Source organism: Pandoraea sp. 64-18 (genome assembly GCF_001899225.1).
Lineage (GTDB): Bacteria > Pseudomonadota > Gammaproteobacteria > Burkholderiales > Burkholderiaceae > Pandoraea > Pandoraea cepalis.
Window position 1 is genome coordinate 86,505 of sequence record NZ_MKVU01000013.1, and the last position, 14,719, is coordinate 101,223.

The 14,719-nt window shown below is 64.0% G+C and carries 14 protein-coding genes; 6 read left to right on the plus strand and 8 right to left on the minus strand.

Annotated elements, in window-relative coordinates; translation table 11 throughout:
• The first annotated feature begins 52 nt into the window (after positions 1 to 52).
• Positions 53 to 3,136 (plus strand): transglycosylase domain-containing protein, encoded by a 3,084-nt coding sequence (locus BGP02_RS11345; protein ID WP_261938649.1) that lies wholly within the window; start codon positions 53 to 55, stop codon positions 3,134 to 3,136.
• Positions 3,137 to 3,151: 15 nt separating this feature from the next.
• Here BGP02_RS11345 and BGP02_RS11350 read toward each other — a convergent pair whose 3' ends face one another.
• Positions 3,152 to 3,364 carry a DUF2061 domain-containing protein gene (locus BGP02_RS11350; RefSeq protein ID WP_083902323.1) on the minus strand — a complete coding sequence of 71 codons (213 nt, stop codon included), beginning with the start codon at positions 3,362 to 3,364 and terminating at the stop codon, positions 3,152 to 3,154.
• Positions 3,365 to 4,097: 733 nt separating this feature from the next.
• Here BGP02_RS11350 and BGP02_RS11355 point away from each other — a divergent pair.
• From BGP02_RS11355 to BGP02_RS11375, 5 genes are all read left to right on the plus strand, one after another.
• On the plus strand, positions 4,098 to 4,451 hold the full coding sequence (locus BGP02_RS11355) for a BON domain-containing protein (protein ID WP_268567698.1): 354 nt from the start codon (positions 4,098 to 4,100) through the stop codon (positions 4,449 to 4,451).
• Positions 4,452 to 4,676: 225 nt separating this feature from the next.
• Positions 4,677 to 5,039 (plus strand): BON domain-containing protein, encoded by a 363-nt coding sequence (locus BGP02_RS11360; protein ID WP_017234351.1) that lies wholly within the window; start codon positions 4,677 to 4,679, stop codon positions 5,037 to 5,039.
• A gap of 90 nt (positions 5,040 to 5,129) precedes the next feature.
• Positions 5,130 to 5,561, plus strand: coding sequence for a PRC-barrel domain-containing protein (locus BGP02_RS11365; RefSeq protein ID WP_017234352.1), 432 nt, complete (start codon positions 5,130 to 5,132; stop codon positions 5,559 to 5,561).
• A 315-nt stretch (positions 5,562 to 5,876) separates the two neighbouring features.
• Positions 5,877 to 6,119 (plus strand): ChaB family protein, encoded by a 243-nt coding sequence (locus BGP02_RS11370; RefSeq protein ID WP_017234353.1) that lies wholly within the window; start codon positions 5,877 to 5,879, stop codon positions 6,117 to 6,119.
• Between the two features lie 195 nt (positions 6,120 to 6,314).
• Positions 6,315 to 7,529 (plus strand): MFS transporter, encoded by a 1,215-nt coding sequence (locus tag BGP02_RS11375; protein ID WP_286798520.1) that lies wholly within the window; start codon positions 6,315 to 6,317, stop codon positions 7,527 to 7,529.
• A 32-nt stretch (positions 7,530 to 7,561) separates the two neighbouring features.
• On the opposite strand, the gene BGP02_RS11380 is transcribed toward BGP02_RS11375, so the two are convergent.
• The 7 genes from BGP02_RS11380 to BGP02_RS11410 all read right to left on the minus strand — a co-directional run bounded on the left by BGP02_RS11380 (position 7,562) and on the right by BGP02_RS11410 (position 14,716).
• Positions 7,562 to 8,857, minus strand: a complete 1,296-nt coding sequence (locus BGP02_RS11380; RefSeq protein WP_410007545.1) for a type II toxin-antitoxin system HipA family toxin — start codon at positions 8,855 to 8,857, stop codon at positions 7,562 to 7,564.
• Between the two features lie 26 nt (positions 8,858 to 8,883).
• Positions 8,884 to 9,198 carry a helix-turn-helix transcriptional regulator gene (locus BGP02_RS11385; RefSeq protein ID WP_017234356.1) on the minus strand — a complete coding sequence of 105 codons (315 nt, stop codon included), beginning with the start codon at positions 9,196 to 9,198 and terminating at the stop codon, positions 8,884 to 8,886.
• A 95-nt stretch (positions 9,199 to 9,293) separates the two neighbouring features.
• Positions 9,294 to 9,710, minus strand: coding sequence for an alternative ribosome rescue aminoacyl-tRNA hydrolase ArfB (gene arfB, locus BGP02_RS11390; protein ID WP_017234357.1), 417 nt, complete (start codon positions 9,708 to 9,710; stop codon positions 9,294 to 9,296).
• A 118-nt stretch (positions 9,711 to 9,828) separates the two neighbouring features.
• Positions 9,829 to 11,283 (minus strand): heavy metal sensor histidine kinase, encoded by a 1,455-nt coding sequence (locus BGP02_RS11395; protein WP_261938646.1) that lies wholly within the window; start codon positions 11,281 to 11,283, stop codon positions 9,829 to 9,831.
• A 32-nt stretch (positions 11,284 to 11,315) separates the two neighbouring features.
• Positions 11,316 to 11,990, minus strand: a complete 675-nt coding sequence (locus tag BGP02_RS11400; RefSeq protein WP_017234359.1) for a heavy metal response regulator transcription factor — start codon at positions 11,988 to 11,990, stop codon at positions 11,316 to 11,318.
• A gap of 9 nt (positions 11,991 to 11,999) precedes the next feature.
• Complete coding sequence (locus BGP02_RS11405; RefSeq protein ID WP_286798666.1) at positions 12,000 to 13,454, minus strand: efflux transporter outer membrane subunit; 1,455 nt, start codon at positions 13,452 to 13,454, stop codon at positions 12,000 to 12,002.
• Between the two features lie 8 nt (positions 13,455 to 13,462).
• Positions 13,463 to 14,716: an efflux RND transporter periplasmic adaptor subunit gene (locus BGP02_RS11410; RefSeq protein WP_017234361.1), complete on the minus strand. Its 1,254-nt coding sequence runs from the start codon at positions 14,714 to 14,716 to the stop codon at positions 13,463 to 13,465.
• Positions 14,717 to 14,719: the final 3 nt, after the last annotated feature.

The window sequence follows — 14,719 nt, forward strand, 5'->3', positions numbered from 1 at the left end:
CTGGACGTCCACCGCCACGCATGCTTGCATGCGGGCGTCCTCCGGAACTGACATGAACCGCCCGCCCGCCAATTCGACGTTGCGCGCAGTAGCGACAAAGCCGTTTGGCATACGTCTGAAATGGCTTCTCTTGCTTGCGGCCGCGTCACTGTGCGCCATCGGGGTCTATTTCGTGGCACGCGAGATGCAGACTTCGCGCCTCCAGGCGAAGTACTTTGCGGCACTTGACCGCCAAGTTTCCTTCAGGGTTGCGCAAGGCCCGAGCGACACCATCCGCTTCCCTTCCCACGGCGGTCCCTACGACCTGCGCATGGGCTATGAGCGACTACCCGAGTTTGCCGCTCGCCTCACCGCACGTGGCTTCGTCGTCACCGCTCAGGCGCGCGACTCGGCCACGATGGCCCGCATCGCAGACCAGGGACTCTTCGTTCCCTACGAGGAAAAGGCTCAAGCCGGTCTTCGGCTCTTCGACGCGAGCGGCGCGCCGCTTTACGGGGCGCGCTACCCGTTGCGCACCTACGCCAATTTCGACGCCGTACCACCGGTTGTTGCCGATGCGCTGACCTTCATCGAAGACCGATCACTGCTCGATGCTGCTGAACCGTACCTCAATCCCGCGATCAACTGGAAGCGCTTCTCGCTCGCCGTCATTGATCTGGCACTCAAACACGTGCTCCATCACCATGCAATGCCCGGCGGCAGCACGCTCGCAACCCAGATCGAGAAATATCGTCACTCGCCGGGGGGGCGTACCGTCAACCCGTCCGAGAAGCTCCGGCAGATGGTCTCGGCGGCGTTGCGCGCCTATCTCGGCGGTGAGCGGACGCTCCCGGCACGCCGCAGGATCGTCGTCGCCTACCTGAATACGGAGCCGCTTGGTGCGCAGCCAGGCATCGGCGAGATCGAAGGCATTGGCGACGGGCTCGTGGCCTGGTACGGCCGCGACTTCGACGAGGCGAACCATCTGCTCGCAGCGCTCGACACGGACGCTCGAGGTCAAACCGGGGCGCCTGTCACCGGCGGACTCACCAACGAAGCGCTCGCATTCAAGCAGGTGCTCTCACTCCTGATCGCGCAACGCGCACCGTCGTATTTCCTTACACGGAACAATGCAGCGCTCGAGACGCTGACGAACAGTTACCTGCGGCTGCTTGCCGACAACCACGTCATCTCGGCGCGGCTGCGCGACGCCGCGCTCGGTCAGCCCCTGCAGGTACGGCACGGTTTGGCTACCGCGCAGGCAATCCCGTTTGCCAAACGTAAGGCGATTTCGGTATTGCGCGCGCATTTGCTCGAGACACTCGGCCTCAAAAATACCTACGCGCTCGATCGCCTCGACCTCACTGCCAGCTCGACACTCGCCGATGCGCTCGAGCAAGCTGTCAGCAAGCAGCTTGCGCGTGCACAAACGGTGGCTGGCGCGCAGCAGGCCGGCCTCTATGGCTTCGAGATGCTTCGCCCCGGCGACGATCCTGCGAAGATCGCCTTCAGCTTCTCGCTCTATGAGCGCCGCCGCGGTGAGAATGTGCTGCGCGTGCAAACCGACACCGTGAACGAGCCGTTCGACATCAACCAGGGTGCCCGCCTCAATCTCGGGTCAACCGCGAAGCTTCGCACCCTCGTCCTGTATCTGCAGATCGTCTCCGATCTCCACGCACACTATGCTTCGCTCACCCCCCCCGAACTCGCGCGCGTGAAGCCCGATGCGCTCGACGCACTGACATCGTGGGCGCTCAACTATCTTGCGCACACGACCGACCACTCGTTGCCGGCGATGCTGGCGGCCGCCGTCGAACGCAAGTACTCGGCCAATCCCGGGGAAGTCTTCCACACCGGCAGCGGCGAACAGGCGTTCTCGAACTTCGAGCCCGCCGACAATGGCCGCATCCTGACCGTGCACGAAGCGTTCCAGCGCTCGGTCAACCTCGTATTCGTGAGGCTCATGCGCGACATTGTCCACTACGAGATGGTCAGGCAGGCGGGGCCGTCGGCGCACTGGCTCACGGATCCGGTGCTGCGGCAGCAGTATCTGACGCGCTTTGCCGACGAAGAGAGCCTGACCTTTCTCGACCGCTTCAATAAAAGGTATGCGGGGCTTGCGGCTGACCAGGCGGTGGCGAAGCTTGTCGCGGGGATGCCAAAGTCGCCCGTCAGGCTCGCGGCAGCCCTGCGTAGCGTGGCGCCTGACGGCTCGCCGGCCTGGTTCGAGGGCCAGATGCGCGCGGCGCTGAAGGGCACGCCGGCGGCCTCAATGAGCGCCGAAGAGATGGCGGGGCTATATGCAAAGTACGGACCAGACAAGTTCGACCTGAACGACCGCGCTTATCTTGCGCGCGTGCATCCGGTCGAGCTTTGGCTGCTCGCCTACCTTCGTGCCCATCCGCAAGCCACCGAGAGCGACTTGCGCGACGCGAGCCGCGACGTGCGTCTCGAATCGTACTCGTGGCTCTTCAAGACGCGTTTTCACGCCACCCAAGACCGCCGAATCCGGGAAACGATCGAGCTTCAGGCGTACGCCCCCATCGTGCGCGCGTGGCGCTCGCTCGGCTATCCATTCAAGCGCATCACGCCGTCCTATGGGTGCGCCATCGGCGCCGCGGGTGACCGGCCAGCCGCGCTTGCGACACTAATGGGCATCATCGCCAATGACGGCCGAAAGGTGCAACAGGAAAGCCTGAGTTCGCTCACGTTCGCGGCCGCCACGCCATATGAGACGCATTTTTCCCACGCATTTGACGTGGGGCAGGTCGTGATTTCACCCGCCATCGTCGACGTCGTCCGGGGTCTGCTGCGTGACGTCGTGACGGGCGGCACGGGCAAGCGCCTCGCGGACGGCCTGCCGCTAGGCTCGGGCCGCACGCTCGAGGTTTACGGCAAGACCGGCACCGGCGACCAGCGTTTCAACGTCTATGCACGCGGCGCCAAGCTCATCGAATCGCGCAAGGTCAACCGCACGGCGACATTCGTGTTCATGATCGGAAACCGCTTCTACGGTGTGTTGAGCGCCTATGTGCATGAGCCCTACGCGACACACTATACCTACACTAGCGCGATGGCCGTCCAGCTCCTGAAGTCCCTCGGACCGACACTCGGGCCGCTCGTCGGCAAGACAAGCGTCGATCAACCGCTGCCATGACGAACGAACGCATCGCTACGTTTCAACAATGCCCCACTTGATACGCGCCCAAAGACGCTCGTGAGCCAGGTAACCGACGGACGTGTAGATGTTGCTGATGATCATGAAACCGACCGCGGTGTGAATGGTGCCGGTAAGCAGGTAGAGCGTCCCGAAGTCGAGGCACATGACCAGGCTCCGATACGTAAGCGCCTTGGTTACTGAGCGACGGCTGCTTACGGTTCTCATGATCCATCCCCTTACCGGACGTACGGCTGTGGTTCGTTGACCCTGTGGAGCATCATCGCGATGGTCACGTGGTGGCAGGTCCTGCTATCAGATCGATTTCGCCTCGTACGGAAGGCCTTGTCCAGTGGGAAGCGATGGGTTGCGTGACCATTCATGCCATGAGCCACAACGCCGGGCGTAATGAAGATGGGTTTGTGCATGGCGTTCTGCTGCGGATCAGGAAAATCACGTAAGAAGCATAAGTCGACCAATGAAACGCTTGTTGATACCGGTCAATGCCAATTCGCGTTGCCACGCATTCGATATCGGTGCGCCGTGCAACGCGGCACGCCGTCGGTCGACGTAGGGTCCGGTGGAGGACTGCTTCGCAGGAATCGTCCGATGAAGTGATGGAATTGGGACGCGATATTGTCCGAATGCCGCCACTTTTTTCTCTAAATTACATGAGATGTGCGTTTTAAGTAATTGATTATAATAAAAATTAATGAAATGCATTTCAATGCGGCCTCGGTGCTGCATCGTTTGACGGTGTCCGCCTACACATCTTTCGGACTCCGCCGATTCGCCAAACGAGACGGGCTCTCTACAATCGGTTTCAACAGGTCGGGTGCCATTCACCAAAGCACGGACGGCCGTACAGGAGGTTGTCATGGCGAAGCGCATTCCCCCATCACCGATTGCGTCCGTACCGCATGGGACATCCCGCCCAAGGACGGCGGACGAGGAGCACGCGTTGACGCACGAGGACGGTGACGCCGAGACAACCGGCGCGTCGACGCCCGCAGGCGAGCGTCCGACACCCGCGCAACCGCATGAGGCGCAGCAGTCGAGCGATGCGGCAATACGAGACGACATTCATCGGCGGCTAGCCGTCGTGGCCGACCTCGATATTTCGCACATCGATGTCACGGTGACCTCGGGGCTGGCGCTGCTTACCGGCGATGTACCGGAGCGCTGGATGCAACATGAGGTACAGGCGATCGTCTCGAAAGTGCCCGGCGTGAGCGGCGTCGACAACCGATTGCACGAGCGGCGCACGCAGCCGATGAGCCGTCCCGGAGAAAGTCAGGAGGGTCACAAGATCTGACTCGGGCGACATCGCTTTACGGAGCAAGCGGACATTCGGGCAAACCCTTTACGCAAAAGGTTGCCGGGTGCCGAAGGCAGCGAAAGACTCCCCCGCATTTCAATGCCAGGGAAGGGATCACCTAAGACTCGGTCGCCGCAGGGGTGCGGCACGTCAAACGTGCCGGAGGTGACGCCCGAGGCAGCGATGCCATGGGTGCGACGACTCAATTTCGGGAGGTTAATCATGAAACAAGCCAATCTACTCAAACTCGTCATGGCCGGTGCACTTGCTACGACTGGTATCGCCGCGCATGCCCTCGATCAGGGCGGCATCATCAAGATTGCCGATCAGTCGGGCGCCAGCGGCGTGATGAGCGATACCGGCCGCAAGATTGACGATTCGGCACTCACTGCCAAGGTCAAGGCCGAATTGCTCGCCAAGAAGGACGTGCCTTCGACCAAGGTGCACGTCACGACGCGTCATGGCGTGGTGCATCTGACCGGTTCAGTGCCGCAATCCGCTCAGAAGACCCTCGTCGTCGACACGGTCAAGGGCGTTGAAGGCGTCGTCGATGTGAAGGACGACATCAAGGTAATGGGCAAGTAACCGCAACGGAAATCGCAACAGTAACCGCATTCTCTCCCCGTCGGCGGCGCGTGCCGCGCGCCTCGACATTACTGGAAGAAGGAGAAGATCATGACCCTGCAAACCGGTCGGGGCGAAACGCCCCAGTCAGGCGCCCGCATCGTAGGCGATTCGCACAAGTTGCCCGAGGGGCCAGGCCCGTCGGTGATGGCCGCCGACACGCTCGATGCTGAAGACGTTGTGAACCGCGCGGGCGAAAGCCTTGGGAAGGTCAAGCACATCATGCTCGATGTGCAACGGGGCACAGTCGCCTACGCGGTGCTGTCGTTCGGCGGGTTTCTCGGCATGGGCGACAAGCTGTTTGCCATTCCTTGGCACGCCTTGCAGCTCGACGTCGGAAACAAGCGTTTCATTCTGGATATCGACAAGGAAGCGCTCAAGAAGGCGCCAGGCTTCGACAAGGATCATTGGCCAAGCATGGCTGACATGCAATGGGCCGAACAGGTGCATACGTATTACACCGTCGACCCCTATTGGCATTAAGCTCGGTGAGGTCTTGCTCATGTCGAGTCAATCCGAGATTTGCTGGATGACGAAAGCGCCACGACGGTACGCACATCTGCCTGAGCCGTACGACCCAGGCAGGCCGCCCGGGACACCGCCGCCGAAAACGCCGCCCGACGAGGACGAGCCGTCGCCGACGCCTCCCCCCGACAGACCGCTGGATCCCCCGGTTGAGGAGCCGCCGCTGCGGCCGCCGGGCAAATATGTCTGCTTTGAGCGATCCACTTGACGGGCAGCGGCGGCACACGGAGCGACTCCTGTCCGTCAGGGCCGGATCGCCAACGGAGGAAAGTCATGCCTTATCGTCAGACCGAGGAGCTGCCGGCAAGCGTCAAGGATCACTTGCCCGCGCACGCGAAGGAGATTTACCTCAAGGCGTTCAACGCCGCCTGGGAAGAATACCGGGATCCCGGCGAGCGGCGCGGTCATGAATCGCGTGAAGCAACGGCACACAAAGTGGCTTGGGCCGCAGTGAAGAAGACCTACGAAAAGGACGAAGGATCCGGTCAGTGGCGCGCGAAAACACGTCACCAGTGATCGCCTGCTCCGGGCAGCGGCGTCGCGGCGTGCTGTCTGCAGAATTTGTCGCGTTGGCGTAGAATCGGCCTCCTTTATGGGGCGGCTGCGACGCGCGCCAGGTTGGACATCCACCGCCTGCCGCGCCCGATATCGTTCGCTTGTCGTTGCCGACAACCTCGCCAGTCCCGGACTGGCTGTCATGACCCAATCCCAATGAGTGCCTCCCAAATCCTGCCCGCCCAGGCGGCCGAAGCGTTGCCTCCGTCGTCCATTCCCGTCTGGCTCTCGTTCGTGGCGCTTGCCATGGGCGGCTTCGGCATCGGTACCGGCGAATTCGTCATCATGGGGCTGTTGCCCGACGTCGCCCAAGGCCTGAACATCACCATTCCACAAGCCGGCCATGCGATCAGCACGTATGCACTGGGCGTCGTGATCGGCGCACCGCTGCTCGCCGTGCTGGGAGTGCGCCTGCCGCGCCGTGCGTTCCTGATCGCGCTCATGGCGATGTTCGCCATCGGCAATCTGGCCAGCGCTCTCGCGCCGAGTTACCTCGCGCTGATCGTGTTGCGTTTTCTCAGCGGCCTGCCGCACGGCACTTACTTCGGTGTCGCCGCGTTGGTCGGGGCATCGCTCGTTGCGCCACATCGTCGTGTGCACGCGGTGGGGCAGATCATGCTGGGGCTGACGCTCGCCACGCTCTTTGGTGTGCCCCTGGCCGCCGGTCTCGGGCAGTGGCTCGGCTGGCGTGCTGCGTTCGTCCTTGTCGGCCTCATCGGCGCGTTGACAGCGGTGATGGTCTGGCGCTGGGTACCGAATGTGCCGGCCCCTCATGGCGCGAGTCCGATGCGCGAGCTGAGCGCGTTGCGTAACGCCCAGGTGTGGCTCACGTTGGGCATCGGCGCGATCGGCTTCGGGGGCATGTTCGCGGTGTTCAGCTACATCAAGCCGACGCTCATGCAAGTCGCCGGCGTTCCGGAAGCGTGGGTGCCGTTCTACCTGGCATTGTTCGGTGTCGGCATGGTCGCGGGTACCGTCGTCGGGCCGCGCCTGGTCGCGGCCGCGTCGCTCATGCGCGCCATCGGCGGCACGCTGATCTGGTCGGCGCTGCTCCTGGGTGCCTTCACCTTCACGGCATCGAGTCCCTGGCTGGCCGGTGTCAACGTGCTTGGCATCGGCACGATCATCATCATCGGCCCGGCGTTGCAAATTCGCCTGATGGATGTGGCTGGTGAGGCGCAGACACTTGCGGCGGCGCTCAACCATTCGGCGTTCAACATGGCCAACGCCGCCGGTGCATGGCTCGGTGGTGTGGCAATTTCCGCAGGTTACGGCTGGACGTCGACCGGGTGGGTCGGTGTCTTGCTGTCGTGCGCCGGCATGTTGATGTTCCTCTGGGCGCGCCACGACGCTCGTCGAAAGGCGCGGTAAGCCGACGGGTGCCCGCTAAGGTCGCTGCGGTCTCAGGTCGTGAGCGCCACGCCGCCGTTCAGGCGTTCGAGCACGGTGGCGCGCACGGCGGCCGGGGCGTCCGCGAGCAGTGCCGGCCATTGGGCCTGAGCGTCTCGGACGGTCTCCCGCGCGATGGCGCTCAGGCGGCTCACGCGAAGCAGCCCAGCGCCCTTGAGCAGCGCGTCGAGGGCAGCCCAGTCGAATGCCCGCAACGTCTTGTCGATCGCCCGGTTCACGCCATAATGCGATGCCGGCACGTCGTGAAAAAAGGCGGCGACGCACACCGGGTCATACACCGGCGCCAACTGCGGCGTATGGGCGTCGGGGTAGATCAATGCCCAGTTCTTGAGGTGGGCGTCGGTATTGCCTAGCAGGATAAAGGCGATCAGACGGCGCAAGAACTCGCGTACGTCGCGCACCGGTTGCGCGGATAGCTGATCCAGCACCCGCAGCATCGTCGTGTAGTCGATGTCCAGCCCGCGCCCGTACTTGCTGCGTGGTGGATATTGCAACACCTGCGCGAATTCCTCCATATGCACGCGCCGTCCGTCGGGCAGCCGGTCGAAGCGCGGCACGGCGAGGATATGTTCGAACGGTACCTGCTCGGGCAAGTCGGCATCGCGTCGCGAGATGATTTCGGCTTTGGCGCAATCGAGGCCGAGCGCCTCGCACAGTCGGTAGCCGGTGAATTCATTCTCGACGAGATCCGGGTGGCGCGTCGTCGGCAACTTCAGAATGACCGAGCCCGCGCGCCCCTGGCGCTTGACGACGTAGCGCCGTCCATCGCGAACGGCTGAGAACTTGGTCACCACGCCGGGTAGCGATGCGGCGTCTTCCACCGGCGTATCAACGAAACCGGGTTCCACCATTTCCAGACCAAGCGCCGTGTGCCAGCGATGCACGATGTCGGGCACGCCCTCGCGCAAGGGCACGGGCTCGACCTCGAGTGCCCCCATCAGGTCGTGTCCGGCGGCGGCGAGCAGTTCGAACTCGTCGTCGGGGCTGCAGCGGCGCTCGGCGGCGAGTCGTTCGCGGTTATGGCCCTCGGGCAGCAGGTTCTCGAAATACATCGGCCAACGGCCGTCGGTGCGCACGAGACGCGCATCGTGGGGCGACGCGAGAATGGCTCGCGTGGCCGTCTCGTTGGCGCCGCGGTAGGCCAGGGAGAGCGCCGGCCGCTGGGCGTCGGCGATGTAGTCTTCATCGAACGACATGCGCAGGATGTCACCGTACTGCGACAGATAGCCGATGGGGCGGCGTGTTCCATCGGGCATGTGCAGGTACGCGCGCAGGTATTTGATGTTCATGAGCAGTGGCGTGATCCCATGGCTGGTTAGCCGGCAAGCGTCTCGACGATGGAGGGCGGGGCGGCGATGCCGCTGGGTTGCGCGAGGTATTTGCCGCCGGAGCGAAGAAAGGCTTCGACCTCCTGTCGCAGACCCGCCGGTACCAGCATCGGTTCGAGGCCGAGGGCGCGCGCGGCCTCAAGCACGGTCGACAGGCGCGGATCGAACGCGCCAGACTCCACTTTTTGTACGGTCATGCGTGACAACCCCGCCTGATCGGCGAGTTCCGCCTGCGTCAGGCCGGCTGCCTTGCGTGCCGCGATCAGCGGTGCAATGAAGCTCATCATGATGTGCTTTTGCATGGAAAAGATGCTTTATCTTAGCATTTTCTCAAGAGAATTTCCATGAAAGCTAATAATGATGATCTTTTATTGTTAAAAGATTGTTATTGTTATCATCAATCCTCGCGACCCGCATGCACCTTGCCACGCGTTGCCTTGACGCGGGCGCGACCTTGTTTGGCGTCTCGTCGGCGGACTTGACTGCCGAGCGTGGGCCGGGTCGGAACCCGCCGACGCGGCGCTACGGCTGCCGCATCGACCAGCGCCTGCAGACGCGCAAGGGCATCGGCCCGGTTGAGTTCCTGCGAGCGATGCTGCTGTGCCTTGATGACGATCACGCCGTCCTGAGTGATGCGCTGGTCGAGCCGGGAGAGCAAACGCGATTTGACATCGTCGGGCAAGGACGAACGCATCACGTCGAAGCGCAGATGGATGGCGCTGGAGACTTTATTGACGTTTTGGCCGCCGGCGCCCTGGGCGCGCATGGCAGTGAGTTCGACGTCTTCGGGAGCAATGAGAATGCGACGGTTCATGGGGCAAGGATACCGTTCTCACCGTCTCGCTCACAAGCGCGCCGAACGACGGCGCCGTGCCAAGGTGAGCGTGGGGTGAGCGTGGGGCGAGACTAGGGCAGCGCGCCGGAGGCGCCGATCAAACGGTGCCTTGACCGACGGGCTGGAGGTTTCGGCCGTGACCGCGCTTCGATGCCTCCGCGTCTGTATCCCCGCCGGTCGCCGCGTCGGCGCGCACCGAGAACCCGAACGTATTGAGACCGTTGGCGCTATGGGCCCAGACCGTGCCGCCATGCATGTCGGCAATCGCCTTGACGATGGCCAGCCCCAGGCCATGATTCTCGCGGCTGTTGGTGCGCGACGCCTCCGCCCGGTAGAAGCGGTCGAACAGGTGCCGCAGCACATCGGGCGAAATCGACGGGCCGGGATTCACGACATCGATGCACACGGTGCGGGCGTCATCGGCCTGGATACGCAGGTGAACATCAATGTTCGCGCCCGGGGCGCAATGCTCGATGGCGTTCATCACCAAGTTGGCCAACGCCCGACCGAACAGCGCCTTGTTCACTTGAGCGACGGCGCTCCCTTGCAAGCGGGCCGTGACCTGTGCCTCTTCCAGCAAAATCTCCAGAAACTCCAGGGTGTGCGCCGCCTCGCTCGCGAGCGACGCCGTGCTCAGCCCCGTGGCCCGTTCGCCCTGATCGGCACGCGAGAGGAACAGCATGTCGTTGATGATCGTGCGCATGCGCCCCAGCTCTTCCAGATTCGATTGCAGCAACGCTCGCAAATCCTCGACCGGTCGCTCTCGCGTAAGCGCCACTTCCGTCTGCCCGATCAGAATCGTCACTGGCGTACGCAGTTCATGCGCAACGTCGGCATTGAACGATTCCAGGCGTTCGTACGCGCTATCGAGTCGCGCCAGGGCGCCGTTGAAAGAATGTGCCAGATCGTCGAGTTCGACGGGCAATGAACGCGTGTCGAGCCGTTGCGAACGGTTGTCAGGGCGGATCTCGGACGCTTCGCGCGTCAGGCGTGTGAGCGGCGCCAGGCCCAGTCGTGTCGCGCAATAGCTGAGCAGCAGCACGCTCAGGCAGCCTAGCGCGGAGAGCACCGCGAGTCCCAGGCCGAAGGCGCGCAACGTGCGCTCGTTGCGCGAGTAGCTGGCGGCCACCTGCAGGGTGACGGCCGGACGCGTGCCATAGGGCGGCAGGATCTCGCGCGTGCTCAGCATGTCGTCGCCCCCGCCATCGGGGCGTAACCGAACGTAGCCGTTGGCCAGGCGTTTGACGAACATGCCGGTCAAGGGCTTGCCGAACGTGTAATTCGGGTCGTCGCTCGTCACCGCATAGGTCGTGGCACCGTCGCGCGGCGTCATGTCGCTGAGCTTTTCGCGCACGATCTGCCACTTCTGCGGCGTGGCGCCGTGATAGACGATGATGTGGGCGATCTGGGCCCGATCGTCGAGCGATTCGCGCAGATGCCGCTCCAACTGGATGCGCAGCATCAGGAAGAGGCCGGCCCCGACCATGGCGAACACCGACAGTGCCACGATCGCGAACATGGCGGCGAGGCGGCGGGAGATCGAATGGCTCACGATGACAATGACATGGCAACGACGCGCGGCACTCAGGCCTCGCGGACCTCCAGCACGTAGCCCATGCCACGCACGGTGTGCAGCAACTTGGACTGGAACGGCCCGTCGAGCTTGGCACGCAATCGCTTGATCGCGGTCTCGACCACGTTCGTGTGGCTGTCGAAATTGACGTCCCAGACGAGTTCGGTGATGGCCGTCTTCGACAGGATGTCGCCTTGCCGGCGCGCGAGCACCGACAGCAACTGGAATTCCTTGGCCGTCAGATCGAGCCGCTGGCCATCGCGCGTGGCGCGGCGACCGATCAGGTCGACGTAGAGGTCGCCGACCGAGACCAGCGTTGATTCCTGCACTCGCGTGCGACGGGCGAGGGCGTGCAGGCGCTCCACCAGCTCGATGAACGAGAAGGGCTTGGTCAGATAGTCGTCCGCACCTTCGCGAAGGCCGCGCACGCGGTCGTTTACGTGATCGCGGGCCGTGAGCATGATGACGGGCGTGGACTTGCGCTCGCGCAGCGCGCCGAGCACGGCAAAGCCGTCGCGCTTGGGCAGCATGACGTCGAGCACGATCACGTCGTAGTCGAATTCCAGCGCCAGATGCATGCCTTCCTCGCCATCGAGCGCGACATCGACCACCCAGCCTTGCTCGGTCAGCCCGGCGCGCAGGTAGTCCACGACCTTGTGTTCGTCTTCAACGATCAATACTTTCATCTCGCCACCTCATCTTTGCGCATTATACGAGTCGGCGCCGGGCTCCGACGGTTGCCAGCCGCCGCCCAGCGCCTTGACCAGCGCCACCGACAGGACCCATTGCTGAGACCGGATCTGAACATCCTGGCGCTCGCTCGCCAGGCGCCCCTGCTGCGCCGTGATCACACTCAGATAGGCCGTGAGCCCGCCCGAGTAGCGGTCGTTGGCCAGACTCAGGAGTCGTTGCGCGTCGACGACAGCCGCGTGCGATTCGCGCGCGGCGGCGTCGAGCACCGACAGGCCGGTCACGCCGTCCTGCACCTGCTGGAACGCGGAGAGCACGGTCTGTCGGTAATTCGCCTCGACGGCACGGTATCCCGCACTCGCAAAGTCCACATTTGCCTGACGCCGACCGCCGTCGAAGACCGCTTGCGTGGCGAGCGTGCCCAGCGTCCAGAGCAGACTCGGCGCCGAGAGCAGATTGGCGAATTCCGTGCTCTGCCAACCGATGCCTGGGTTGAGCGTGAGGCTGGGGAAGAACGCCGCCTTCGCCACGCCGATCTGGGCGTTTGCCGCCGCCATGGCGCGCTCGGCCGATGCCACGTCCGGGCGGCGCTGCAGAATGTCGCTTGGCACCCCGACCGGAATCACCGGCAGCGTGGCGGGCAGCGTCCCCGCCGGCACCGAAAACGCCGGGGCGGGCACGCCGACGAGCGCGGCGATCGCATGCTCGTATTGGTCGCGTTGCTGATGCAGCAGACGCGCTTGTACCCGCGTGGTGTCGAGTTCCGATTGTTGTTGAAGGACATCCAGACCCGACACGGCGCCAAGATCGTGCTGCGCGCTCACGTAGTCGAGCGCCTTGCGTTGCAGCGCGACGGATTCGTCGAGCACCTTGATTTCGTCGTCGGCGGCCCGTAGCTGGACGTAGGCGGTGGCCAGCTGTGTCGTGAGCACCAGACGCGCGTTGGCCAGATCGTCCCCCGCCTGTTCGGCGGAGGCGCGCGCCCCTTCGACCTGACGACGGAGGCGGCCGAACAGATCGGTGTCGTAGCTCACACCCAGACCCGCCTGCACATTGTTCTGAACAGTCGACATGCTGGTCGACGTATAGCTCGTGACCGGCCGGTTTGCCGAGACGCGCTGGCGGGCCAGACCGACCGACGCGTCGACTTCCGGCAGCCGTTGTGCCGAGGTGCCGGAGAGCGTCGCCTGGGCCTGGTCGTAATGCGCCACGGCGGCGGCGAGCGTCTGGTTCTGCGCGAGCGCCTGCATTTCGAGCGCTTCCAGCACCGGGTCGCGGAAGGCCTTCCACCAATCCGGCTGAAGCGCCGCGTGCGACGGCTGGGCGAGCTGCCACCCGGTGTCCGTCTTCCAGTCGGGCGGCACCGCGACGTCAGGCCGACGATAATCGGGGCCGACCGCACACCCACCGAGCAATGTGGCGACGGCGAGCAGCGCCATGCCAGAGCGCGCGCCGCGCATTGGGGCGTTCACGACTGGCCCCCTGGCGCCTTGCCTTCGGGTTTGGCCGCCGGGGCGGTCTTGACCGCCAGCGCTTTGGCCTGCACCTGATCGCCGTCGTCGATCGAATCGCTCGGATTGACGATGACACGGTCGGTCGGGGAGACCCCGGCAGACAATTCCAGCGACTGTCCCAGATCGCGCGCGATCGCAATCTTGTGGAGATGCACGACACCCTGGTCGTCCACGACCGCCACGCGCGGCCCCTCGGCGCGGAACAGCAGGGCGTTGGCCGGCACGCTCAGATGGGCTTGCACGGCGCTTGGCAGCGCAAGCTGCACATAAGCGCCTGGGCGCAGCCTTCCGTCGGGATTGGGGAGGGCGGCGTCGATTTGCAGCGAGCGGGTCGCCACGTCGATGGCGCCGGACACATGCGTGATCTTGCCTTGAAAGTGCATGCCGGGCAGTTCGGCTTGCGTCACGACCACGGGCTGACCGACGCTCACGCTCTGTGCATAGGCCTGCGGCACCTGCACGGTGACGCGCAGCGGATCCGTCTGCGCCAGCGAGAATAGTGCGCGGCTGTTGCCGCTGCCCGCATCGATGAGATCGCCGATGTCGACGTTGCGCTGGGTGATCACGCCGTCGAACGGCGCGACGATTCGCTTGAAAGACTCGAGTTGCTGGAGCCGTTTGACATTGGCGTCGGCCGCCGCCAGGTTGGCGATACCCTGCGTGTACGTGCTCTGGCGCTCGTCGAGTTCCTGCTGCGAGACGGCGTCGCGCTGACGTAGTTGCTGCCAGCGCGCGAGCGAAGATTTCGCAAGTCCAAGGCTGGCATCGATCTGGTTGCGCTGGGCGATCGCCTGAGCGAGTTCCTGATCGATTTCGGGGGTATCGAGTTCGGCCAGCAACTGACCCTGCTTGACGCGGGCACCGATGTCCACGTATCGCCGCCGCAAATAACCGGTCGCTCGGGCATAGATGGGCGACTCGACCGCGCCGCGCAACGTGGCGGGCAACAGCGTTTCGCTTGCCGGCGTCGGTTGTGGCGTGACGACGCTGACATATTGCAAGGCGTTCTCGGCTGTGGCCTTGGCGACGTCGCGACGTTGCAGCGCATTGGAGATCGTCGTGCGTGCCGCACCGGCCGCGAGCAACACGGCCACAACGATCAACACGCGCCTGGCGCGCCGGAATTCGCCCTGTCGCGGGGGCAACTGCCGGCCGTCGGCGGAATTGTGTTCGGGAATGGCCAGTTCGGCGTGATGTTTTTCGGTCATGGG